Origin of the sequence: Diaphorobacter sp. LR2014-1 (assembly GCF_002916785.1) — a bacterium.
GTDB classification, from domain to species: domain Bacteria; phylum Pseudomonadota; class Gammaproteobacteria; order Burkholderiales; family Burkholderiaceae_C; genus Diaphorobacter; species Diaphorobacter nitroreducens.
The window spans coordinates 164036-186438 of sequence record NZ_MTBE01000001.1 but is presented as its reverse complement, the minus strand read 5'-3'; the positions used below and the strand labels follow the sequence as shown (position 1 = coordinate 186438).

The 22403-nt window shown below is 68.2% G+C and carries 18 protein-coding genes; 4 read left to right on the top strand and 14 right to left on the bottom strand.

All coding sequences use genetic code 11. From position 1 onward, the window contains the following. Positions 1-9: 9 nt before the first annotated feature. Positions 10-1350, bottom strand: coding sequence for a D-amino acid dehydrogenase (locus tag BV908_RS00875; RefSeq protein WP_041836144.1), 1341 nt, complete (start codon positions 1348-1350; stop codon positions 10-12). A gap of 87 nt (positions 1351-1437) precedes the next feature. Here BV908_RS00875 and BV908_RS00870 point away from each other — a divergent pair, with 87 nt between their 5' ends. Both BV908_RS00870 and BV908_RS00865 read left to right on the top strand, forming a co-directional pair. After that, positions 1438-2349 (top strand): LysR family transcriptional regulator ArgP, encoded by a 912-nt coding sequence (locus BV908_RS00870; protein WP_011803542.1) that lies wholly within the window; start codon positions 1438-1440, stop codon positions 2347-2349. A gap of 70 nt (positions 2350-2419) precedes the next feature. Then, complete coding sequence (locus tag BV908_RS00865; RefSeq protein ID WP_011803543.1) at positions 2420-3052, top strand: TetR/AcrR family transcriptional regulator; 633 nt, start codon at positions 2420-2422, stop codon at positions 3050-3052. Here BV908_RS00865 and BV908_RS00860 read toward each other — a convergent pair whose 3' ends face one another. From BV908_RS00860 to BV908_RS00850, 3 genes are all read right to left on the bottom strand, one after another. Continuing rightward, a complete protein-coding gene (locus BV908_RS00860; protein ID WP_103736928.1) occupies positions 3053-3475 on the bottom strand; it encodes a universal stress protein in 423 nt (140 codons plus the stop codon). A gap of 112 nt (positions 3476-3587) precedes the next feature. Then, positions 3588-4433 carry a metallophosphoesterase gene (locus BV908_RS00855; protein ID WP_103736927.1) on the bottom strand — a complete coding sequence of 282 codons (846 nt, stop codon included), beginning with the start codon at positions 4431-4433 and terminating at the stop codon, positions 3588-3590. A gap of 16 nt (positions 4434-4449) precedes the next feature. After that, on the bottom strand, positions 4450-5421 hold the full coding sequence (locus BV908_RS00850; protein WP_047350125.1) for a LysR family transcriptional regulator: 972 nt from the start codon (positions 5419-5421) through the stop codon (positions 4450-4452). A gap of 123 nt (positions 5422-5544) precedes the next feature. On the opposite strand from BV908_RS00850, the gene BV908_RS00845 reads away from it, so the two are divergent. After that, positions 5545-5985, top strand: coding sequence for a hypothetical protein (locus BV908_RS00845; protein WP_103736926.1), 441 nt, complete (start codon positions 5545-5547; stop codon positions 5983-5985). Positions 5986-6164: 179 nt separating this feature from the next. Here BV908_RS00845 and BV908_RS00840 read toward each other — a convergent pair whose 3' ends face one another. The 6 genes from BV908_RS00840 to BV908_RS00820 all read right to left on the bottom strand — a co-directional run bounded on the left by BV908_RS00840 (position 6165) and on the right by BV908_RS00820 (position 13502). Beyond that, the gene (locus tag BV908_RS00840; protein ID WP_103736925.1) at positions 6165-8036 is read right to left on the bottom strand and encodes a phosphoenolpyruvate carboxykinase (GTP); all 1872 of its coding nucleotides are present in this window, start codon (positions 8034-8036) and stop codon (positions 6165-6167) included. A 333-nt stretch (positions 8037-8369) separates the two neighbouring features. Next, positions 8370-8531 carry a hypothetical protein gene (locus tag BV908_RS22395; protein ID WP_012655207.1) on the bottom strand — a complete coding sequence of 54 codons (162 nt, stop codon included), beginning with the start codon at positions 8529-8531 and terminating at the stop codon, positions 8370-8372. Positions 8532-8638: 107 nt separating this feature from the next. Then, positions 8639-9838: a threonine ammonia-lyase gene (locus tag BV908_RS00835; RefSeq protein ID WP_103736924.1), complete on the bottom strand. Its 1200-nt coding sequence runs from the start codon at positions 9836-9838 to the stop codon at positions 8639-8641. A gap of 111 nt (positions 9839-9949) precedes the next feature. Further along, entirely contained in the window at positions 9950-11605 is a 1656-nt protein-coding gene (locus BV908_RS00830; RefSeq protein WP_103736923.1) for an isovaleryl-CoA dehydrogenase, read from the bottom strand. A gap of 152 nt (positions 11606-11757) precedes the next feature. Continuing rightward, on the bottom strand, positions 11758-12420 hold the full coding sequence (locus tag BV908_RS00825) for a glycine zipper family protein (protein WP_103736922.1): 663 nt from the start codon (positions 12418-12420) through the stop codon (positions 11758-11760). Between the two features lie 47 nt (positions 12421-12467). Then, entirely contained in the window at positions 12468-13502 is a 1035-nt protein-coding gene (locus BV908_RS00820; RefSeq protein ID WP_103736921.1) for a homocysteine S-methyltransferase family protein, read from the bottom strand. Positions 13503-13665: 163 nt separating this feature from the next. Here BV908_RS00820 and recQ point away from each other — a divergent pair, with 163 nt between their 5' ends. Next, positions 13666-15537 (top strand): DNA helicase RecQ, encoded by a 1872-nt coding sequence (gene recQ / locus BV908_RS00815; protein WP_103736920.1) that lies wholly within the window; start codon positions 13666-13668, stop codon positions 15535-15537. On the opposite strand, the gene BV908_RS00810 is transcribed toward recQ, so the two are convergent. The 4 genes from BV908_RS00810 to BV908_RS00795 all read right to left on the bottom strand — a co-directional run bounded on the left by BV908_RS00810 (position 15538) and on the right by BV908_RS00795 (position 22147). Beyond that, positions 15538-16224, bottom strand: coding sequence for an anaerobic ribonucleoside-triphosphate reductase activating protein (locus tag BV908_RS00810; protein WP_103736919.1), 687 nt, complete (start codon positions 16222-16224; stop codon positions 15538-15540). Next, on the bottom strand, positions 16214-16405 hold the full coding sequence (nrdD, locus tag BV908_RS00805; RefSeq protein WP_011803556.1) for an anaerobic ribonucleoside-triphosphate reductase: 192 nt from the start codon (positions 16403-16405) through the stop codon (positions 16214-16216). Before nrdD ends, BV908_RS00810 begins: the two co-directional genes overlap by 11 nt. 81 nt (positions 16406-16486) lie before the next feature. After that, a complete protein-coding gene (locus BV908_RS00800; protein WP_103736918.1) occupies positions 16487-18523 on the bottom strand; it encodes a ribonucleoside triphosphate reductase in 2037 nt (678 codons plus the stop codon). A gap of 294 nt (positions 18524-18817) precedes the next feature. Continuing rightward, positions 18818-22147 (bottom strand): EAL domain-containing protein, encoded by a 3330-nt coding sequence (locus tag BV908_RS00795; protein WP_103736917.1) that lies wholly within the window; start codon positions 22145-22147, stop codon positions 18818-18820. Positions 22148-22403 lie beyond the last annotated feature (256 nt).

Genomic DNA, 22403 nt, shown 5'->3' with positions numbered 1-22403 from the left:
GCGAGCCGCTCAGGCCAAGCGCGGCGCCCCGTAGGCGGCAGCGGGCGTGTCGTCGCCCAGAAAGGCGAAGTCCATGGCTGGCCGCTCGCCGCTCAGCAGCTCGGCCATGGCCTTGCCCGAGCCGGCGCCATGCGTCCAGCCCAGCGTGCCGTGGCCGGCGTTCACCCACAGGCCGTGCAGCGGCGTACGGCCGATGAACGGGATGTTGGTGGGCGTGGCGGGTCGCAGGCCGGTCCAGTACTGCGGATCTCCGCCTTCCTCGGGCGTGCGCGTGTCGCACACGCCGGGCAGGATGGTCTCAATGCGGCGCGACAGCATGTGGCAGCGCGCGCGCGCCACAGGGCTGTCCAGCGACAGGTCGTAGCCGCCCAGCTCGATGGTGCCGGCCACGCGCAGCACGTTGCCCAGGCGGCTCATGGCGATCTTCTTGCCGTCGTCGATGGTGGAAACCATGGGCGCGCCCTCCGGTTTGAGTAGCGGGAACGTGGCGCTGTAGCCCTTGCCGGGGTAGATGGGCAGGTGCACGCCCACGCCCCGCAGCAGCGGTGCGCTGTAGCTGCCGCATGCAACGACCACGGCATCGGCTTTCAGTATTTGGTCTTTTTGGCCTGTAGCGCTTTCCTGGCGAGCGCGAATAGCTATTGATTCAATAGCGTCGCCGGAGCGGTTCAGGCGCAGCACGTCGTGACCGTAGAGGAACTGCACGCCGCGCTCGGCGCAGCGGCGGGCCAGCGCCTGGGTGAATACGCGCGCGTCGCCGCTCTCGTCGGTGCTGGTGTAGGTGCCGCCGGTGATGCGGTCGCCGTAGGCGCGGAAGGCCGGCTCGATGGCGAGCAGCTCGTCGCGACTGACCACGCGCCGCTGCACGCCGAAGCGGCGCATCAGTTCCACGGCGTGGGCCGCGTCGTCAAAGGACTTCTGGTCGGTGTAGAAGTGCGCGATGCCGCGTTCCAGCCGGTGGTACTCGATGCCCGTGGCGCGCACTATGTCCTTGAGTGCGGCATGGCTGTACGCGCCCAGCGCCACGATCTGCTGCACGTTGCGTGCGAAGGCCGTGTCGTTGCACTGCGCCAGGAACTTCAGGCACCAGCGCCATTGCTCCCAGTCGAGCTGGGGGCGAAACAGCAGCGGCGCTTCCTTGTCGAACATCCACTTGAGGGCCTTCCATGGCGCCTCGCGGTTGGCCCAGGGCTCGCAGTAGCTCACCGAGATCTGCGCCGCGTTGGCAAAACTGGTCTCCAGCGCCGCGTCGGGCTGGCGGTCGACCACAGTGACTTCATGCCCGCGCTCGCGCAGATGCCAGGCGGTGCTAATGCCGATGATGCCGGCGCCCAGGACGATGGTTTTCATGGCGCGCAGTGTGCTGCGGCCCAATGAAAAACAAAAGCGTGATTAAACTTTTGCGGAATTCATCAGAATGACTAATGGATACCTGCCGTGAGCACATTTGACCCCGCCGCATTGGAATGCCTGGCCGCCATCGTCGAAGAGGGCGGTTTCGAGCGCGCCGCGCGCCGCCTGAACATCACCCAGTCCGCCGTGTCGCAGCGCCTGCGTGCGCTGGAGGCGCAGGTGGGCTCGGTGCTCATCGTGCGCAGCCGGCCGCTCAAGCCCACCTCGGCCGGGCAGTTGCTGCTCAAGCACACCAAGCAGTTGCGCCTGCTGCGCGCCGACCTGGAGCGCGATCTGCAGGACCTCATGCCCAGCGGGCGCGGCGGCGGCCGCGAGGAAGAGCGCATCGCCATCGCCATCAACGCCGACAGCATCGCGACCTGGGCTGTGGACGCGCTCGGCGATCTGGTGCGCCAGCGCCTGCCGCTGGAGATCATTGCCGACGACCAGGACTTCACGCAGGAGTGGCTGCGCTCGGGCCAGGTGATGGGCTGCGTGACGACGTTGAAGAGCGCGCTGCGCGGCTGCCGCATGGTGCCCCTGGGCGCGATGCAGTACGTCGCCGTGGCCGCGCCAGAGCTGGCGCGCCGACAACTGCCGCAAGGGCTCACGGCGCACAACTTCCGCGACGTGCCTTTCGTCTCGTTCAACCGCAAGGACGATATGCAGGCCGAGTTCGTCACGCGCACCTTTGGCCTGAAACGCGTGTCTCTCAGCCGCGTGTTCGTGCCCAGCTCGGAGGGCCAGGTGCGCGCCGTGGCCGCGGGCTGGGGCGTGAGCGTGGTGCCCGAGCTGCTCGCGCGCCCCTGGCTGCAGCAAGGCCGGCTGGTGGACCTGGCGCCGGGCCATACGCTGCCCATCCAGCTGTACTGGCACTCATGGAACCTGGAGTCGGAAGTGCTGGATGCGCTGGCCGATGCGCTCACCAGCGCGGCGGCGCAGTACCTGTCGGCCTGACGGCACACGCGGATGGGGGTCTTTAGGGTTATCGGCCTGCGCGGGGTGAAGGCTCGCTAACATCGCCCGCATGAACACGTTGCAGCCGCCCCGTCCGTCCTTCAAGGAGCAGATGCTCCGGGCGCGCGAGGATGCCATCGTGGAGGCCGCGAGCCGCCTGCTGGGCGAAAAAGGCTTCGAGACCATGACCGTGGACGAGGTCGCCGCGGCCGTGGGCATTGCCAAGGCCAGCCTGTACAAACACTTTGCCGGCAAGGACGACCTGTGCTCGGCCGCCATGGTGCATGTGGTGGAGCGCCTGCAGCGCTTTCTGGCGGCGCTGCCGGCCGAACTGGGCGCCATGCAGCGCCTGCACGCGCTGCTGTGCTGGACGCTGCAGTTGCAACTGGCCGACGAGGTGCCGCTGCTGCCCAGCCGCAACTCCGCGCTGGCCCAGGCGCTGCGCGCCTGCGACGCCTACCGGGCATCGATGCAGGAGGTGCATGCCTGCATCCTCGGCTGGATCGTCGAGGCGCAGGCCCAGGGACAGCTGCGGCGCGAGTTGCCGCCCGATGTGATCTTGTGTGCGCTGCTGGCGCGCAATGCCGATCCCATGCTCGGCATGCTGCGCGACCGCGGCTATGCGGACGAGTGCATCATCGACTGGGCCGCGGACACCTGCCTGAGCGGCCTGGCGAGCGGCCCCGCCATGCGGGTGGCCTGATCAGCGCACCAGCAGTACCGGCACCTGGCAGTTGGCCAGCACCTGCGTGCTGACCGAGCCCATCACCAGCTTGCCCAGCGAGCCGTGGCCGTGCGTGCCCATGACGATCAGGTCGTACTTGCCGGACTCGGCCACCTTGGCGATGGTCTCGCCCGCCGGGCCCACCTTGGTCATGGTCTTGAGCTGCACGCCATGACGCGCCATGAACTTCACGACGGGCGACAGCACCTTTTCGCCTTCCTCAGCGTGGTACTTGTCCACGACTTCCTTGCCGAGCGCGGCGCGCGCGCGGGGAGGCAACTGGGGCTGCACGGTGATGGCCGTGTAGGTGTGCGAGCTGCCCAGCATCTCGTCGTGAGCGGCCAGGTAGGCCAGCATTTTCTTGGTGTAGGTGCTGCCGTCGACAGCAAGCAGGATGTTCATTCGAAGTGCTCCGGAAACGAGAAATCAGACTAATCCGCGCTGGCGCCTGTTGTCTTGACTTCAGTCATATTTTTGATGCGGTACGCGGTGGCGGGCGCAGGGCCCGCACGCATCATACGGTGAGCACGCAGTGCGGCTGAAAGGTTGCCTGCTCCCCCTTGCGGGCATAGCCCAGCGGGTTGGCCACTATGCGGCAGCTCCAGGGCGCGCCGTCCGCGCGGGCCCCGCGCACCAGGTAGTCGCTGGGGGCATGCAGATGGCCGTGCAGCCACAGCTGGGCGTGGGGCAGGCAGTCGTCCAGCGCATTGCAAAACCCCGCTGTGCCCGGCACCAGGCCGTAGCGCGGATCGGCGCTGAGCAGACTGGGCGCGAAGTGCGTGACGGCCACCGTCGTGCCCGCAAAGGGCTGCGCGAGCGCGTTGCGTAGCCAGGCCTGGCAAACCAGGGCCTGTTCGCGCACCTCGGCTGCAAGGAAGGGCACACCCTGGCGGGTGCTGCCAGTCTTGGAGAGATAGAAATTGGCCGCGCGGAACGCCTTCTCGCGCCGCTGCAGTCGCTGGCCCGGGTCGGTGATCGCCGCGTGATCGGCCAGCGCGTCGAAGTCGCTCCACAGCGTCGTTCCAACGAAGCGGACCCCCTGCAGCACCATGCTCTCACGCTCCAGCCAGATCAGCCCCAGCCGGTCGCAGATGCGGCGCAGGCGCGCATGCGCGGCGTCGAAGTCCTGCGTGTCGTATTCATGGTTGCCAGGGACGAAGACCACTGGCGTGGGCCATCCGGCGTACTGCGGCAGAGGGGAGAAGCGCGCCAGGCCGAAGTCGTCGTCCGACAGCAGCGAGCCGGCCTGGTAAGAGCCGATGTCGCCGGCCAACACCAGGACATCGGCGCCAACGGCGGGGCTGGGGGTGAAATGCGGGTGGGCTTCCAGGTGCAGGTCGGACAGCAGTTGCAGCTTCATGGGTGAGTGGGACGGGTCAATCCTGGCGGTGAATGGGGGCGGGCGTGTTGCGCGCGGCGCGCGCAATCGCCTCGCGCAGCCAGCGGTGGGCGGGGTCGTGGTTGCGCCGGCGGTGCCACAGTGCGTCCACGTGCACGGGCGGCAGCGTCATGGGCAGCGGGCGCCACACCAGTTCGTCGCGCACGCTGGCCACGCCGACGAAGTGGCGCGGCAGCACGGTGAGCAGGTCCGTGGTGGCCACCACCCGTCCCGCGGTGAAGAACTGGTTCACGGTAAGCACGATGCGGCGTTCACGTCCCAACGCGGCCAATGCCCCGTCGATGAAGCCGAAGGGCTTGCCCGAGAAGCTCACCAGCAGGTGGCGCGCGGCGCAGTACAGGTCCAGCGTCATCGGCACGGCGGCCAGCGGGTGGTCCGCGCGCATCACGCACACGTACTGGCCATCGTAGAGGCGGGTGCTTTCGTGCGCCACCACGTTGTCCGACTGCGCCCGCGCCGTGAGGTCGGCCAGCACGGCGGGGAAGTAGCCCACGGCCATGTCGGCGCTCTCGTCGTCCAGCAGGCGGCGCGGGTCGCGCGTGGTCAGCGGCACCACGCGCAGCGAGACGCCGGGGGCCTCGCGTTCCACGATCTCGATGAGTGGCGGGATCAGCGTGGCACCCGTGGCGTCGGCCATCGCCAGAACGAAGGTCGTCTGAGCGGACGCCGGGTCAAAGCGCCCGGGGGAAAGTGTCTCCTGCAACTGTGCCAATGCGTGCCGTACGGCGGGCCACAGGGCCAGTGCCCGCGGCGTGGGCTCCACGCCGTGGCCGCGCCGCGTGACCAGCTCGTCGCCGAGCACCTCGCGCAACCGGCGCAGTGCGTTGCTCACGGCGGGCTGTGTGATGGCCAGTTTCTCGGCGGCGCGGGTCAGGTTGCGCTCGGCCATGACCTCGTCAAAGACGCGCAGCAGATTGAGATCCAGCGTGCGAAAGTTCAATGGCTGCATGCTTCAATCATCACGCAGATGAATATGGGTGATTCAACATATAAATTAGACACAAACCAGGGTAAACCCTAGTATTGCTGCACCGCCCGGCAATTTTGCCAACACTGGCGTACGAGTCGCATCATGACGAAGTTTGTACACATCGATGTTCCTGTCCAGCACCACGGCATTGCACGCATTGAAGAGGCCGCAAGCCATCTGAAGCAAACCGCTGCCCGCTTTGACGGCACCCGCGGCGCAACGTCGCTGCTGCTGGCGGCGCTGGTCGCCGCGCTGCTTGTCGTGGCCAACCAGGTCATGGACACCTGGAACGATGGCCACATGCTGGCCGGCTGGATGGTGATGTGGGTGATAGCTTTCGCAGGAATGGCGTTGCTGGCGGCACCTGCGCGCAGCGCGGTGCTAGGCCTGCGTGCCGCTGCCAAGGCTTGGTCGGATGCGTACCGGCGTGCGGCAGAGGACGAGCGCACCTGGAATGCCGCACTGCGCGACGCCCGCATCATGGCCGACCTGAGCCGTGCGATGAACGGCATCGCGGTGGACGACCTGCGCCGTTACCGCTGAACGGCCGCGCGGCGACACCGCGCCAACCGACAACAGGGCACCTTCGGGTGCCCTTTTTGCTATGTGCGCGGCAGCTTCCTATGGGCGCATTCATGAAAAACCCCCGCGCCACAGACGTGGTCGCGGGGTTGTGTGTGTAGGCCCGGCTGAATTACACGCGCCGAGCCGAGGCAGGGCGGTCAGGCCGCCAGACGCTTCTCCAGCGCGGCCTTGGTGGCCAGCAGTTCCTGAGGCAGGTGGTAGGCCAGCTTGTCGAAATGCTCGGTGTGCAGCTTCAGTTCTTCGGCCCAGGCAGCCTTGTCGATGCTGGTCACCATCTTGAACTGCTCGGTGCTGAAGTCCAGGCCGGTCCAGTTGATCTCGGCGTACTGCGGAGCAATGCCGAACATGGTCGGCTCGCCTTGCGCCGTGCCCTCGATGCGGTCCAGCATCCACTTGAGCACGCGCATGTTGTCGCCATAGCCGGGCCAGACGAATTTGCCGTCCTCGCCTTTGCGGAACCAGTTGACGCAGAAGATCTTGGGCAGCTGGTGGCCGGACTCCTCCAGCTTGTGTCCCATGTCGAGCCAGTGCTGGAAGTAGTCGCTCATGTTGTAGCCGCAGAACGGCAGCATGGCGAACGGGTCGCGGCGCACGACGCCCTGCGCACCAAAGGCGGCGGCGGTGGTCTCGGAGCCCATGGTCGCGGCCATGTAAACGCCTTCCATCCAGCTGCGGGCCTCGGTCACCAGCGGCACGGTGGTGGAGCGGCGGCCGCCGAAGATGAAGGCGTCGATGGCCACGCCGGCGGGGTTGTCCCACTCGGGGTCCAGGGCCGGGTTGTTGGTGGCGGCCACCGTGAAGCGCGAATTGGGGTGCGCGGCCTTGGCGCCGGTTTCCTTGGCGATCTGCGGTGTCCAGTCCTTGCCCTGCCAGTCGATGAGGTGGTCCGGGAGCTTGCCGGTGTCCTTCTCCATGCCTTCCCACCACACATCGCCATCGTCGGTGAGGGCGACGTTGGTGAAGATCACGTCCTTGTCCAACGAACGCATGCAGTTCGGGTTGGTGTGCATGTTGGTGCCGGGGGCCACGCCGAAGTAACCGGCTTCGGGGTTGATGGCGTACATCTTGCCGTCGGCATGGGGCTTGATCCAGGCAATGTCGTCACCGATGGTCGTGACCTTCCAGCCGGCGAAGCCGGCTTCCGGCGGCACCAGCATGGAGAAGTTGGTCTTGCCGCAGGCGCTGGGGAAGGCGGCGGCCACGTGGTACTTCTTGCCCTCGGGGTTGGTCACGCCCAGGATCAGCATGTGCTCGGCCAGCCAGCCCTGGTCGCGGCCCATGGTCGAGGCAATGCGCAGCGCCAGGCACTTCTTGCCCAGCAGTGCGTTGCCGCCGTAGCCTGAGCCGTACGACCAGATCTCGCGGGTCTCGGGGTAGTGGACGATGTACTTGACCTGGGGGTTGCAGGGCCAGGACGTGGTGTCCTTCTGGCCTGCGGCCAGCGGGGCGCCCACGGTGTGCATGCAGGGCACGAACTCGCCGTCGGTGCCGAGCACGTCATAGACGGCCTTGCCCATGCGGGTCATCAGCTTCTGGTTCACGGCCACGTAGGCGCTGTCGGTCAGTTCGATGCCAATGTGGGCGATGTGCGAGCCCAGAGGGCCCATGGAGAAGGGCACCACGTACATGGTGCGGCCAGCCATGCAGCCGTCAAACAGCGGCTGCAGCGTGGCGCGCATCTCGGCCGGGGCCATCCAGTTGTTGGTCGGGCCGGCGTCTTCCTTTTTCTCCGAGCAGATGTAGGTGCGGTCTTCCACGCGCGCGACGTCCGACGGGTCGGACCACGCCAAGTAGCTGCCCGGGCGCTTGGCGGGGTTCAGCTTCTTGAACGTGCCGGCATCCACCAGTTGCTGACACAACTGCTCGTACTCCTGCTGCGAACCGTCGCACCAGTGGATGCGGGCGGGCTTGCACAGCGCGGCCATTTCGGCCACCCAGGCGATCAGCTTGGCGTTCTTGACGTATGCGGGCGCCTGAATGTCCAGGACGGGCATGGTGGGTGCGTTCATCGGGAAGGCTTCTTTGAAGTTGAAAAACAGTCTTTTCAAAGGAAGCGAACCGGGTCACGACGCACAGGCCCGCGCTGAACCGATCTGCGCGCTGCCTTTGAAAAAACCGCTGGGACTCAGTCGGCTGGCGAAACGGGGGTACCGCGGTGGCACCCCTGCACAGGTCGGCTGGGGTGACGATTTTATGAAGACGCCCCCGATTTGTCTGTCGGACAGGGGGTTAAATCATGCAAAAAACACATGACGTTATGCGCGCCATGGTGTCAGTGCAAACGCGATCACCAAAAACAAAGCCCCGCAGAGGCGGGGCTGGGTGGCGAGCGGGCAGTGCGTTCAGGCCATGTACACCGCAATGAAGGCCAGCAGGAAGATCATGGCCGCACCCACCGCAGGGATCACGACGGGAATCAGATGCACCACGGACTCGGCGGCATCGGTGGCCGTGGCGGCCTCGACGTCGGCGGCGTTGGGGGCGATGGGATGGTCATGGGCCATGGGTTCGGTCTCCTGTGGGGTCTGGTGCCTTGATGGGGGACAAGTGTAGCCACAACGCCCCCGCGCGTGCACGGGCCTTACCCGCACGCGCGTGCGGCACGGCGCTCTCAGCGCAGCTCGGCCTCCATCTGCGCGGCGCGCAGCAGGTCCAGCACCTGCTGGATGTGGGCCTTGCCGCGCGTTTGCAGCACCAGTTCGATCTCCACGTTTTGCGCGGCCAGCACGGTGAAGGCGCGCTGATGGTGCACCTCTTCGATGTTAGCGCCCGCTTCGGCCACGAGGGCGGTGATGCGGGCGAGCACGCCGGGCACGTCGCGTGCGCTGACCATGATGCGCGCCAACCGGCCGGAGCGCACCATGCCGCGCTCGATGATGGCCGCCAGCAGCAGCGGGTCGATGTTGCCGCCGCTGAGCACCAGCCCCACCTTCTTGCCGCGAAAGCGCTCGGGGTGGCGCACCAGCGCGGCCAGCCCGGCGGCCCCCGCGCCTTCCACCAGCGTCTTCTCGATCTCCAGCAGCATCAGCACCGCCTGCTCGATGTCGCCTTCGTCCACCAGCAGCAGGTCATCCACCAGCCGGCCAATGACCTCCTGCGTCATCTTTCCCGGCTGGCCCACGGCGATACCCTCGGCGATGGTTGACGCGCCCTGCGCGTGGTGCGTGCCCTTGATGGCATTCACCATGGCCGGGAAGCGCGCCGTCTGCACGCCGATGATCTCCAGGTTCGGCTTGATGGCCCGCGCTGCCGTTGCCATGCCGGCCAGCAGCCCGCCGCCGCCCACCGAAACCACCAGCGCATCCAGGTCGGGTTGGGCGGCCAGCATCTCCAGCACCAGCGTGCCCTGGCCGGCGGCCACGGTCTCGTCGTCGTAGGGGTGCACGAAGGTCAGACCCTGCTGCTCCGCCAGCTGGTAGGCGTGCTGGCGGGCTTCCTCCAGCGTGTCGCCGTGCAGCACCACCTCGGCACCAAAGCCGCGCGTGCGCTCCACTTTCACACCGGGGGTGAAGCGCGGCATGACGATCACGGCGCGCAGGCCCAGGCGCTGCGCGTGGTAGGCCACGCCCTGGGCATGGTTGCCCGCGCTCATCGCCACCACGCCGCGCTCGCGTTCTTGGGGAGTGAGCTGGCTCAGCTTGTTGCAGGCGCCGCGTTCCTTGAACGAGGCGGTGAACTGCAGGTTCTCGAACTTGAGGAACACCTGCGCGCCCACGATCTGCGAGAGCGTGCGCGATTCGACGCAGGGGGTTTCCAGCACCTGGCCGCGCAGGCGCTCAGCGGCGTGCTGGATGTCTTGGAAGGTCAGCATGGTGCATTGTGGCGCAGCGCGCCAGGTGAAGCAGTTTTGCTATTGTAAAAATAGCTGGTCGCGCTTGGTGGACGAGCGCTAGAAGCCATTTTTGCTCTGAAGACCCGTCCACTATCCCGGAAATGCGCGCGCCAGAACCGCCGCCACATCCAGACCGCGTGTGTCAATGGCGCCCGCCACGCGGCCGGCCCCGCTGTCCGCCAGCCGCGTGGCGATGAACGCATCGGCCACGGCCGCGGGGGCCTGCTGGCGCAGCAGGCAGGCCTGGGCCAGCAGCACCAGGCGCTGGGTCAGCACGCGGCCCAGGCCTTCCAACTGCTCAGCCGGTGTGGCCAACAGGGCCTGCAGCTCGCGCGCGGCAGCGGCAATGCGCGGCTCGCCCTGCGCCGCGGCGTGCAGCTCGGTCAGCAAAGCGTGTGCTGCTTCGGGCTCGCGCTGCAGGGCGCGCAGCACGTCCAGGCACATCACGTTGCCCGAGCCTTCCCAGATGGAGTTGACGGGCGCCTCGCGGAACAGGCGCGCCATCACGCCGTCCTCCACATAGCCATTACCGCCCAGCACCTCCATGGCCTCGCCGGTCAGCTCCACCGCGCGCTTGCAGACCCAGAACTTGGCGGCCGGCGTCATCACGCGCTTCCAGGCACGCTGGGCGGGCGTGCCGTCGTCCTCGTACGCCTGGGCCAGGCGCATGGCCAGGTGCAGCGCGGCCTCGCTCTCCAGCGCCAGGTCGGCCAGCACCGCGCGCATCAACGGCTGCTCGGCCAGGGCCTTGCCGAAGGCGTGGCGCCGGCGCGCGTAATGGATGGCCTGCACGGTGGCCTGGCGCAGGATGGCGGCGCTGCCCACCACGCAGTTCAGGCGCGTGTAGCTGGCCATCTCGATGATGGTGGGGATGCCCCGGCCTTCCTCGCCCATGAGCAGGCCCCAGGCGTCCTCGAACTCCACCTCGCTGCTGGCGTTGCTGCGGTTGCCCACCTTGTCCTTCAGGCGCTGCACACGCACGGCGTTGCGGCTGCCGTCCGGGCGCCAGCGCGGCACGTAGAAGCAGGCGAACGGGCCGCCCTCGCCGGTGCGCGCCACCACCAGGTGCGCATCGCACTGCGGCGCCGAGAAGAACCACTTGTGTCCGCGCAGCCGGTATTCGCCGCCGCGCCCGCCCGTGCCGATGGGTGTCGCCACGGTGGTGTTGGCGCGCACGTCCGATCCGCCCTGCTTCTCGGTCATGCCCATGCCCAGCCAGATGCTGGCCTTGTCCGCCACGGGCAGGTCGCGCGGGTCGTAGGCGGTGCTGTAGAGCCGGGACTGCAGCGACTGCCACAGCGCGGGCTCCTTGCGCAGCAGCGGGATGGCGGCCTGCGTCATCGTGGCGGGGCACAGCGTGCCCTGTTCCACCTGGCCGTGCAGGTAAAAGCCCGCCGCCCATGCGGCCCAGCGGCCCGGCCGCTCGTCCTGGAAGGGCCGGGAGATCAGCCCCTCGCCGCGGTACAGCGCCATGAGCTGGTGCCACGCGGGGTGGAACTCCAGCGCGTCGATGCGCCGCCCGCGCGTGTCAAAGCGCTGCAACTGCGGCGTGTGGCGGTTGGCCTGCTCGGCCAGGGCGTAGGTCTCGGCCATGCCCAGCCGTGCGGCGTAGGCGTCGAGCGCCGGGCGCGCCCAGTCGGCGCCCGCACGCTCCAGCGCCTCGCACAGCGCTGCGTCGGTGGCCAGCGGGTGGTAGTCGTTCAGCTCGGGGTATTGGTTGAAGACCTGGTGGGTGGTCCAGTCCATGGTGCGTGGCCTCCGTGTTGTCGTGGGACCAGTCTAGGAGGCTTGCGCCGCCCGGGTAAGAGGGTGAGCGCGGAAGAGGGCGAAGTTCAAAGCCAAATAGGCCCATAGCGCGCAACTGGCAAGCGCGAACAGCTATGAAAACAGGAGTTCTCTCAGCGCAGCACGCGGCAGTTGCCGAACTCGCAGCGGATCGCCAGCGCGTCGCCGTTGCTGCACGGCACGCTGTAGGTCTCAAAGCCCGGCCCCTTGGCGGCGAGCGCGGCCACGGGCTGGGCATGACAGGCTTGCTCGCGTGCCAGGCGCTCGGCGCTGTAGGCATCGGCGCCCGAGGGGCGCGGCGGCGCCGCCGGTGCCACGGGCACGGACGGCGCGGCGCCCGGCTGCGGCCCGGCCACTGCCAGCGGGCTGATGCGGTGGCCCCGCACGGCCATGCAGTGCGCGACCAGCTGGCGCCGCCGCTCCAGCGCCTGCAGTCCCTGCGAGCCGCCCGCGAGTGCGCCGCCCGTGAGAGCCCAGTCGCGCACGCCGGTGTCGCTGCGCCCGAGTCCCCAGGCGAGAAACGCCGCCACCAGCGCGCCCTGGACCACGGCATCCAGCGTCTCGCTGAGCACGCCCACCTGCTGCGCGCGGTCGCGGCAGTCCTGCAGGTCGGCGTCGTAACGGGCGCGCGCATCGGCGGCGGGGTCGGGCGCCACCGGGGGCGAGGGTGGCGTGGCGCAGCCGGTGACGGCAAGGCACGCGGCCACGCACAGGGCCAGCGTGGCGGTGGCCCGGCGGGGAGTTGCCGGGAAAGAAGTGCGGGGGGTGCGTTGCATGTCGCCGGGTCCTCTCAGTCGGTGGCTGGGCGCATGCGACGTGCGCTCTAGGCTGCTTCGGTCTGGAACAGCCGGCGCGTGCCCACCGGCGCCACGGCGCGCGCAATGGCGCCGATGTGGTCCGGCGTGGTGCCGCAGCAGCCGCCCACGATGTTGACCAGGCCCTCGGCGGCGAATTCGTGCACCAGGCGGCTGGTGACATCGGGCGTTTCGTCGAAACCCGTGTCACTCATCGGGTTGGGCAGGCCTGCGTTGGGGTAGCAGCTGATGAAGGTGTCCGGCGCGGCCTTGGCCAGTTCCTGGATGTAGGGGCGCATCAACGTGGCGCCCAGTGCGCAGTTCAGGCCCACCGACAGCGGGTGCGCATGGCGCACGCTGTGCCAGAAGGCGGTCACGGTCTGCCCGCTCAGGATGCGGCCCGAGGCGTCGGTGACGGTGCCGCTGATCATGATCGGCAGCACCTGGCCGGTCTGCTCGAAGGCCTCGTCCACGGCGAACAGCGCGGCCTTGGCGTTGAGGGTGTCGAAAATGGTCTCGACCAGGATCACGTCGGCACCGCCCTCGATGAGCGCCAGGGTCTGCTCCAGATAGGCTGCGCGCAACTGCTCGAAGGTGATGTTGCGCGCGCCGGGGTCGTTCACGTCGGGGCTGATGCTGGCCGTCTTGGGCGTGGGGCCGAGGGCGCCGGCGACGAAGCGCGGCTTGTCGGGCGTGCTGAATTTGTCGCAGGCCGCGCGCGCGAGCTTGGCGCTCTCCAGGTTCATCTCGTAGGCCAGCTCGGCTAGCCCATAGTCGTCCTGCGCGATCGAGGTCGCGCCGAAGGTGTTGGTCTCGATCAGGTCGGCGCCGGCCGCGAGATACCCTTCATGGATGTCGCGGATCACGTCGGGGCGCGTGAGGCTCAGCAGCTCGTTATTGCCCTTCACGTCGCGCGCAAAGTCCTTGAAGCGCTCGCCCCGGTACTGCGCCTCGGTCAGCTTGAAGCGCTGGATCATCGTGCCCATGGCGCCGTCGAGGATGGCGATGCGTTGTTCCAGGATGGCGGGCAGCGCTTGCGCGCGGGTGTAGTGGGGCAGGGTCATGGGGCCGATTGTAGGAAGCCGGCGCCGCCCGCGGTGGCGGGCGCACAATAACGGGCTTTGCGCCATGGTGGGGCCCTCCGCATGGCCGCGTTTTATAGGCCAAAAGTGTCTTTGGCGCTTATCCAATAAGCGCTGACAGCTATCAAAAAGAGAGTCCACCGGTTTGTCCCCCGCGCATTTCGTCCTGCACGACGTCTTTGGCTACGAGCAGTTCCGTGGCCCGCAGCAGGCCATCATTGACCATGTGATCGCCGGCGGCGACGCGCTGGTGCTGATGCCCACGGGCGGCGGCAAGAGCCTGTGCTACCAGGTGCCGGCCATCGTGCGGCGCGATGCGGGGCTGGGCGTGACGGTGGTGGTCTCGCCGCTCATTGCGTTGATGCACGACCAGGTGGGCGCGCTGCACGAGGCGGGGGTGGAGGCGGCCTTCCTCAACTCCACGCTGGACTGGCAGCAGACGCAGGACGTGGAGCGGCGCCTGGCGCGCGGCGAGATCACGCTGCTGTACGCCGCGCCCGAGCGCGTGACCACCGACCGCTTTCTCACGCTGCTGGACGGTCTGCATGCGCGCGGGCAACTCGGGCTGTTCGCCATCGACGAGGCGCATTGCGTGAGCCAGTGGGGCCACGACTTCCGGCCTGAATACCGCCAGCTCGCGGTGCTGCACGAGCGCTATGCGGGCGTGCCGCGCATTGCCCTCACGGCCACGGCGGACGCGCTCACGCGCGAGGACATCGTGCAGGGCCTGCGGCTGCAGCAGGCGCGGCAGTTCGTCAGCAGCTTCGACCGGCCCAACATCCGTTACCGCATCGAGGAAAAGAAGGAGCCGCTCACGCAGCTCATGCGCTTCATCGACCGCGAGCACCTGGGCGAGGCCGGCGTGGTCTATTGCCAGTCCCGCAAGCGCGTGGAGGAACTGGCCCAGGCGCTGTGCGATGCGGGCCTGACGGCGCTGCCCTACCACGCGGGCCTGCCCGCCGAGGTGCGCCAGCAGAACCAGGACCGCTTCCTGCGCGAGGACGGCATCGTGATGGTGGCCACCATCGCCTTCGGCATGGGCATCGACAAGCCCGACGTGCGCTTTGTGGCCCATGTGGACATGCCCAAGAACATCGAGGGCTACTACCAGGAGACCGGCCGCGCAGGCCGCGACGGTCTGCCCGCCGACGCCTGGATGGCCTACGGCCTGCAGGACGTGGTGAACCAGCGCCGCATGATCGACGAGAGCCCCGCGGGCGAGGAGTTCAAGGCCGTGATGCGCGGCAAGCTCGATGCGCTGCTGGCCCTGGCCGAGGCCACGGACTGCCGGCGCGTGCGGCTGCTGGGCTACTTCGGAGAGGCGTCCGAACCCTGCGGCAATTGCGACAACTGCCTGAATCCGCCGGCCGTGTGGGACGGCACGGATGCCGCGCGCAAGCTCCTGTCCACCATCTACCGCGTGCACGAGGCCAGCGGCCTGACCTTCGGCACGGGCCACATCATGGACATCCTGCGCGGCAAGGCCACGGACAAGGTCCAGCAGTTCGGCCATGAAAAACTCTCCACCTTCGGCCTGGGCGCACAGTATTCCGAGGCGCAGCTGCGCGGCGTGCTGCGCCAGTTGCTGGCCGCCGGCGCCGTGGGGCTGCACAAGGTCACGACCGAGGGCGGCCACAGCTTTGACACGCTGGCGCTGACCGAGGGATCGCGCCCCGTGCTGCGCGGCGAACAGAGCGTGCTGCTGCGCGAGGCCACGGCCGCGGCCGGCCCCAAGAAGCCGCGCCGCGCCAGCGCCCCGCCGGTGGCAGCGGCCAACCTGGCACAGGACGCCCAGGTGCGCTTCATCAACCTCAAGGCCTGGCGCGCCGAGGTAGCGCGCGAGCACAACCTGCCGGCCTACGTGATCTTCCACGACGCCACGCTGGCCGCCATTGCCGAGCGCAACCCGGCCACGCTGGAGGATCTGCAGGGCATCAGCGGCATGGGTGCGAAAAAGCTGGAGGCGTACGGCGCCGAAGTGCTGCGGGTGTGCGGCGCCGGGGCCGCGGCCGGCTGATCAGGCGCACCGCAGGCTGGTGGGCAGCGGCCACTGCGTGGGCGGCGCCGTCCGGGCCCAGGGCACGCTGGCGGGCGTGCTGCATTCCTGCAGCACCCATTGGCGCACGCCTTGTGCGGCCAGGTCTTCGGCCAGCGCCTGCAGGGCCGCCGTGTCGAACAGTCCCGCGTGCCAGGTGGTGCGGCACTCGTAATCCACACCGCTGGCCTGCACGCAGCGCAGCGACTCCCAGGCACGGTCGCCACTGCCCGGCGTGCGGGTGATGGCGTCGTAATGTGCCAGCGGCCCCTTGATGTCCAGGCCCACCCAGTCCAGCAGCGGCAACAGGGCCTGCAGCCGCTCGGGGTACATGCCGGCCGTGTGCAGGCCGGTGGCAAAGCCCAGGGCGCGTACGCGCGCGAGGGCGTCGGGCAGGGCGGCCTGCAGCGTGGGCTCGCCGCCCGAGAACACCACGCCGTCCAGCAGGCCGCGGCGCGTGTGCAACAGTTGCTCCACTTCGCTCCAGCGGTGCGGCGCGGGTGCGGCCGCGTCCAGCAGCCCGGCGTTGTGGCAATAGCCGCAGCGCCAGGGGCAGCCCTGGCAGAACACCACGGCGGCCAGCCTGCCGGGAAAGTCGATGGTGGTCAGCGGCGTGATTCCGCCGATGCGCAGCGCCTCGGCGGCGGTGTGGCTGGTCCTAGCAGGCACGGCCCGGCTCGGCGAAGAACTGGCGTTCGTTGTGTTCGCCCTGCTTGCCGGTGTTGAAGCTGGCCACGGGGCGGTGGTAGCCCATGACGCGCGTCCAGACCTCGCAGGGCTGGCGCTCGGCGTCGGTCAGCTGCACGGCGGTGGCCAGGGCGGTGTTCTCGGTGGCGGAAAAGTGGGTCATGACAAACTCCTGGGTTGGTGGTGGAAGAACTTCAAAAACAATAGCTGTTGACGCTTGCTACATAAGCGCTAGAGGCAAATTTCATTCAAATCGCGCCGCCAGCCGCGCGCGCTTGGCGGCCAGGCGCTCCTCGTCGCAGCGCGGGCAGAACGGGTGTTCGCCCGCCAAGTAGCCGTGCGTGGGGCAGATGGAGAAGGTGGGCGTGACGGTGATGTAGGGCAGGCGGAAGTGGGTGAGCGCCCGTTTCACCAGCTCGCGGCAGGCCGCGCCGCTGGAGATGCGCTCGCCCATGTACAGGTGCAGCACCGTGCCGCCGGTGTACTTGCCCTGCAGCGCCTCTTGCCGCTGCAGCGCCTCGAACGGGTCGTCGGTGAAGCCCACGGGCAGCTGCGACGAGTTGGTGTAGTACGGCTGGGCCTCGGTGCCGGCCTGCAGGATGGCGGGCCAGCGCTTCTTGTCTTCTTTGGCAAAGCGGTAGGTGGTGCCTTCGGCGGGCGTGGCTTCCAGGTTGTAGAGGTGGCCGGTTTCTTCCTGGAACTGCACGATGCGCGCGCGCACATGGTCCAGCAGGCGCAGGGCGAACTGGTGACCCCAGTCGCTGGTGATGTCGTGCGCGCCGCCGGTGAAGTTGCGCACCATTTCGTTGATGCCGTTCACGCCCAGCGTGCTGAAGTGGTTGCGCAGCGTGCCCAGGTAGCGCTTGGTGTACGGGAACAGGCCCTGGTCCATCAGGCGCTGGATGAGCTTGCGCTTGACCTCCAGGCTCTGCTTGCCCAGTTCCAGCAGGCGGTCCAGCGCCGCCAGCAGGGCCGCCTCGTCGCCCGCGTGCAGATAGCCCAGGCGCGCGCAGTTGACGGTGACCACGCCCAGGCTGCCGGTCTGCTCGGCGCTGCCGAACAGGCCGTTGCCGCGCTTGAGCAGCTCGCGCAGGTCCAGCTGCAGGCGGCAGCACATGGAGCGCACCATGTTGGGCGACAGCTCCGAGTTGATGAAGTTCTGGAAGTACGGCAGGCCGTACTTGGCCGTCATGTCGAACAGGGCGACGGCGTTCTCACTCTCCCACGGGAAGTCGGGCGTGATGTTGTAGGTGGGGATGGGGAAGGTGAACACGCGGCCCTTGGCATCGCCCGTGGTCATCACGTCGATGTAGGCGCGGTTGATGACGTCCATCTCGGCCTGCAGCTCGCCGTAGCAAAACGGCATCTCCACGCCGCCGATTACCGGCACCTGCTCGCGCAAATCCTCGGGGCAGGTCCAGTCGAAGGTGAGGTTGGTGAACGGCGTCTGCGTGCCCCAGCGCGAGGGCACGTTGAGGTTGTAGACCAGCTCCTGGATGCACTGGCGCACGGCGGCGTAGTCCATGCCATCCTTGCGCACGAAGGGCGCCATGTAGGTGTCGAACGACGAGAACGCCTGCGCACCCGCCCACTCGTTCTGCAGCGTGCCGAGGAAGTTCACGATCTGCCCCACGGCGGAGCTCATGTGCTTCGGCGGCCCCGCCTCCACCTTGCCCGGCACGCCGTTGAGCCCCTCGTGCAGCAGCGTGCGCAGCGACCAGCCCGCGCAGTAGCCGCTGAGCATGTCGAGGTCGTGGATGTGGATGTCGCCATTGCGGTGCGCCTCGCCGATCTCGGGTGCGTAGACGTGCGAGAGCCAGTAGTTGGCCGTCACCTTGCCTGCCACGTTCAGGATCAGCCCGCCCAGCGAGTAGCCCTGGTTGGCGTTGGCGTTCACGCGCCAATCGGCGCGCGTGAGGTATTCGTTGATGGAGCTTTCCACATGCACCAGCGTCTGCCGGTCGGCGCGCAGGGTGGCGTGGCGCTGGCGGTAGGCCATGTAGGCGCGCGCGGTCTGCAGATGGTTGGCGGCGATCAGCGTCTGCTCCACCACGTCCTGGATCTGCTCGATGGTCGGTGCCTCGCCATGGAAGCGGTGGATCAGCACCTTGGTGGCCTGCGCCGTGAGCAGACGGGCCTCGTCCTCGCCGAACTCGCCCGTGGCCTGGCCGGCCCGGGCGATGGCCGACTGGATGCGCGCAGCATCGAAAGGCGTGCGCTCGCCGTTGCGTTGGATGACGTCGCGCGGCAGGCTGGCGACGATCGGAGATGGTGGTGTCATGGCAACCCTTAAACACTACATATAGTGTTCACCATACCTATCAAACACTATAGGTAGTTTGATCAGGCACAAACCGCAGGGCAGAAAAGGGCCTGTGCAGAGGGGAGGTGCGGTGCGGGGCTTGTGGCCCGCGTGCCACGGGGTGGGGCCGCAGCAGGCCCGCACCCAAGAGGCTGGGCGGGGGATCGGGGCGCCGTGGAGGGTTTGACGCCTTTTGGCCTTCTGGCGCTGGAGGGGTAAGCGCTGTAAGCTATTAAAACAGTAGCAACCGGGTTGCGTGCGGCGCGACGCGTGTCAGGCCAACTCGACGCCAGCCTGCGCATTGCGCACAAAGGCCTCGAACGCGGCGGGCTCCAGCGGCCGGCTGTACCAGTAGCCTTGCATTTCGTCGCAGCCGCAGGCCTGCAGCAACGCGGCCTGCTCGGCCGTCTCCACGCCTTCGGCAATGGTGGCCATGCGCAGGCTGTGGGCCATCTTGACGATGGCCGTCACGATGGCCTGGTCGCTGGCCTGGTGGGCGAGTTCGCGCACGAAGGACTGGTCGATCTTGAGCTTGTCGATGGCGTAGCGCTTGAGGTAGCTCATGGAGGAATAGCCCGTGCCGAAGTCGTCCAGCGCCACGCGAAAGCCCACCTCATGCAGGCGGCGGATGGTGGTCTCGGCCTGTTCCGGGTTTTTCAGCGCGACGGCCTCGGTCAGCTCCACCTCGATGCGCTGGGGTGAAACGTCCATGCGCTGCAGGATGCGCACCAGCTCCTCGACGAAGTGCGGCCGCGCGAACTGCGCAGCCGATACGTTCACCGCCACCACCAGCGGCGGCAGGCCCGCGGCATCCCAGGCGCGCAACTGCTGCGCCACCTGCTCCACCACCCAGAAATCGATGGCCACGATGGAGCCGCTTTGCTCGGCGATTGGGATGAACTCGGCCGGAGACACCAGCCCCCAGCGCGGATGGCGCCAGCGCAGCAGCGCCTCGGCGCCCGCCAGCGCGCCGCTGCCCAGCGTGCGCTGGGGTTGGAACACCAGGAACAGCTCGCCGCGGTGCGCCGCGTCCTTGAGGCCGGCGGCCGGCTCCAGCGAACGCTGCGTGTGCGCCTGCATCTCGGGTGCGAAGAAGCGCAGCCCGTTGCGCCCGTCCTGCTTGACGCGGTACATCGCCACTTCCGCGGCGGACGCCAAGGTGCTGGCGGTGCGCGCGTCGTCGGGGTAGACGGCGATGCCGGCCGACGCGCTGACCGACACGGCATGGCCGTGGATCTGCAGTGTGGTCTGCAGCTGCGCCAGCGCATCCTGCGCCAGCAGCGCCACCGCCGCCTGGTCCGCCAGGGGCACGATGGCCGTGAAAGCGTCGCCCGAATAGCGCGCCACGGGAATGTGCGGCGCCAGGCAGGCGCGCAGCCGGTTGCCCATCTCCAACAGCAGTTCGTCACCGGCCGCGTGGCCCAGGGTTTCGTTCACCAGCTTGAAGTTGTCCAGGTCGAACCACAGCACCGACACCCGTTCGTGGCTTGCGTCCGCGCGGTCGATGGCTTGCGTCAACTGTTCGTCGAAGGCTTTCTTGTTGAGCAAGCCGGTCAGCGTGTCGTAGTTGGAGAGCGCGCGGATGCGCTCCTCCGCCTCGCGCCGCTGCGTGATGTCCTCCATGTGCGCGACGTAATGCGTCACTTCGCCGAACACGTCGCGAACGGGGTAAAGCGAGGCGTTTTCCGTGTAGACCTGTCCGTTCTTGCGGCGGTTGATGAGTTCGCCCTGCCAGGGCAGGCCGCGCGGTAGCTTGGTCCACATATCGGCATAGGTGGTCCGGGGCGTCAGTCCCGACTGCAGCACGCGCGGGTTGCGGCCCAGCACCTCTTGTGCGCCGTAGCCGCTGACTTCGCTGAAGGCCTTGTTGACGTAGACGATGCTGGCGTCGATGTCGGTGATGACCACCGGACTGGGGCTCTGGTCCAGCGCCTCCGACAGGCGGTGGATGACGGCCTCCTGGCGGCGCTGGGCCACGTGCTTCCAGAGGGCGTCGGCCACGGTCTGCAGCGCCTGTGCGTCGCGTGGGTGATAGTCCCGCGCCTTGCCGGCCACGCCCAGCAGCAGGCGCGGCCTGCCGCCTTCCACCACGGGCACGCAAGCCCAGCGGGCCGTCGCGCTGCCCGGTGCGCGCCCAGCCGCCGCATCATGCGGCGCGTTCGTCACCACGGCGCGGCGTTCGCGCAGGGCGGTTTCCCATGGTGGCATGTCGGGCGGGGCGTTCTCGTGCGAGCAGGCGGCCAGCGAGGTGCCGCGAGCGTCGTCGTGCACGAAGTACAGCACGGCCAGCGCGCTGCCGGTCAGGGTCTGGGCATGCGCCAGGCCGCGGCGCAGCAGGTCTGCCTCGGGTTGGTGGATGTCGTGCTGCTGCAGGTCCAGCAGGGCGGCGTTCAGGCCGGCCTCGGAGCGAATGCGCTCCTCGTTCTCCACGGTGGGCGTGATGTCGCGCGACAGCATCAGGAAGGTGTCGGGCTGGCCCGCGACCGCGGGTTTGCGGGAGACGGACAGCTCGAAATGCCGCTCGCCCAGGGGCAGCGGCAACGTGATGCGCTGGCCGCGGCTCATGCCCGTGCGTTCAGCCTCCGCCAGTGCCTCGAAACACTGCGCGGCCGCCGCCGGCGGCAGCGCCTCGTCCAGCGTTTTTCCCAGCAACTGGGGCAGCGGGGTCAGGAGCTTGCTGGTCTCGTTGGCGTGCACCGCGAGGTACACCCCCTTGCGGTCCACCTCGAACAGCAGGTCGGGCAGCGTGTTCAGCGTGGCCCGCTGCCGGGCCTCGGCGGCGCGCAGGTCCAGGTACGGGATCTGCACCGTTTCCACGAACAGGCCGCGGTACAGGAAGCCATAGGCCAGGATCTTGTAGAAGTGGCCGGCGACGTTGTACACATCGGTCACGTTGGCGTAGAGCGTGAAGAAGATCTCGCTCATGGCCATGGTGAACGATGCCAGCGCCAGGTGCGACAGACCGAACTCGCGCGCATGGCGCAGTTGCGTGAGGAAGCCCACCCCCGCCAGCACGTACGCGGTTGCCAGCGCGTATTCGAAACGGACCTTGAAGGGCGTGAGCCCTGCCTCGGGCGTGAAGGTGCGGGGCAGCCACTGCGGATGCCCCAGCAGCACGTAGTGCACCGCGCCCACCAGCAGCGCCACCCACAACAGCCCCGCGTAGCGCGAGCGGCGGCCCAGCCATTCATTCCAGCGGTGGGGCCATAACGCGGCCCACAGCAGGGCCAGCGCCGCCAGCGCGCGCGCGGCCAGCCAGAAGTTGATGGCCTTTTCCGGGTCGCTGGGGGTCACGAAGTCCGGCATGCCGGCGTAGGACAGGCTGTGGGTCAGGTCCAGCACCGCCACGCCCAGCAGCCCCAGGCCGAGGACCAGCACCCGCCCATTGGGCCGGTACTTTTGCGTGGCCCAACTGATGCTGAACACCATTGCCGCCACGCCGATGGACACGACCTCCATCGCGGTGTGCAGCGGCAAGTAGCCCGCCATGCCGTGCGCGGCGTCTGGCCCGGGCAGGGTCTCCAACAGCCACAGGCTGACCAGCAGCACGGCGAACCAGATGAGGGACTGGCGGAACTCCTGGCGGTGGGCGGGGTGCATCATGTGCGGCGTGGTGGTGGTCGATGCCAGGGGCGCGTGGACGCGGACCCCTGCAAATGTAGGCAGACGTTACATCACGGCAGTGATTGTGCGGGCGATCGCCCCACAAAAACGACAAGCCCGCCGGCAGCCGCGGAGGGGCCCGCGCGACGCAAAAAAAGCCGGCACAAGGCCGGCTGAAAAGCAAGGTGCCCCTAAGGCCTTGCCGATGGAAACGTTTTCGAGCTGCAGCGCTCTACAGGTAAGCGCTTACAGCTAT

Bases quoted from the DNA above. Each gene is read 5' to 3' on its own strand.
- BV908_RS00855 (WP_103736927.1), bottom strand. From the start codon at position 4,433: ATGAAGCTGCAACTGCTGTCCGACCTGCACCTGGAAGCCCACCCGCAT.
- BV908_RS00845 (WP_103736926.1), top strand. From the start codon at position 5,545: ATGACGAAGTTTGTACACATCGATGTTCCTGTCCAGCACCACGGCATT.
- BV908_RS00865 (WP_011803543.1), top strand. From the start codon at position 2,420: ATGAACACGTTGCAGCCGCCCCGTCCGTCCTTCAAGGAGCAGATGCTC.
- BV908_RS00830 (WP_103736923.1), bottom strand. From the start codon at position 11,605: ATGGACTGGACCACCCACCAGGTCTTCAACCAATACCCCGAGCTGAAC.
- BV908_RS00835 (WP_103736924.1), bottom strand. From the start codon at position 9,838: ATGCTGACCTTCCAAGACATCCAGCACGCCGCTGAGCGCCTGCGCGGC.
- BV908_RS00850 (WP_047350125.1), bottom strand. From the start codon at position 5,421: ATGCAGCCATTGAACTTTCGCACGCTGGATCTCAATCTGCTGCGCGTC.
- BV908_RS00825 (WP_103736922.1), bottom strand. From the start codon at position 12,420: ATGCAACGCACCCCCCGCACTTCTTTCCCGGCAACTCCCCGCCGGGCC.
- BV908_RS00860 (WP_103736928.1), bottom strand. From the start codon at position 3,475: ATGAACATCCTGCTTGCTGTCGACGGCAGCACCTACACCAAGAAAATG.
- BV908_RS00840 (WP_103736925.1), bottom strand. From the start codon at position 8,036: ATGAACGCACCCACCATGCCCGTCCTGGACATTCAGGCGCCCGCATAC.
- nrdD (WP_011803556.1), bottom strand. From the start codon at position 16,405: ATGACCCACTTTTCCGCCACCGAGAACACCGCCCTGGCCACCGCCGTG.
- BV908_RS00800 (WP_103736918.1), bottom strand. From the start codon at position 18,523: ATGACACCACCATCTCCGATCGTCGCCAGCCTGCCGCGCGACGTCATC.
- BV908_RS00820 (WP_103736921.1), bottom strand. From the start codon at position 13,502: ATGACCCTGCCCCACTACACCCGCGCGCAAGCGCTGCCCGCCATCCTG.
- BV908_RS00875 (WP_041836144.1), bottom strand. From the start codon at position 1,350: ATGAAAACCATCGTCCTGGGCGCCGGCATCATCGGCATTAGCACCGCC.
- BV908_RS00795 (WP_103736917.1), bottom strand. From the start codon at position 22,147: ATGATGCACCCCGCCCACCGCCAGGAGTTCCGCCAGTCCCTCATCTGG.
- BV908_RS22395 (WP_012655207.1), bottom strand. From the start codon at position 8,531: ATGGCCCATGACCATCCCATCGCCCCCAACGCCGCCGACGTCGAGGCC.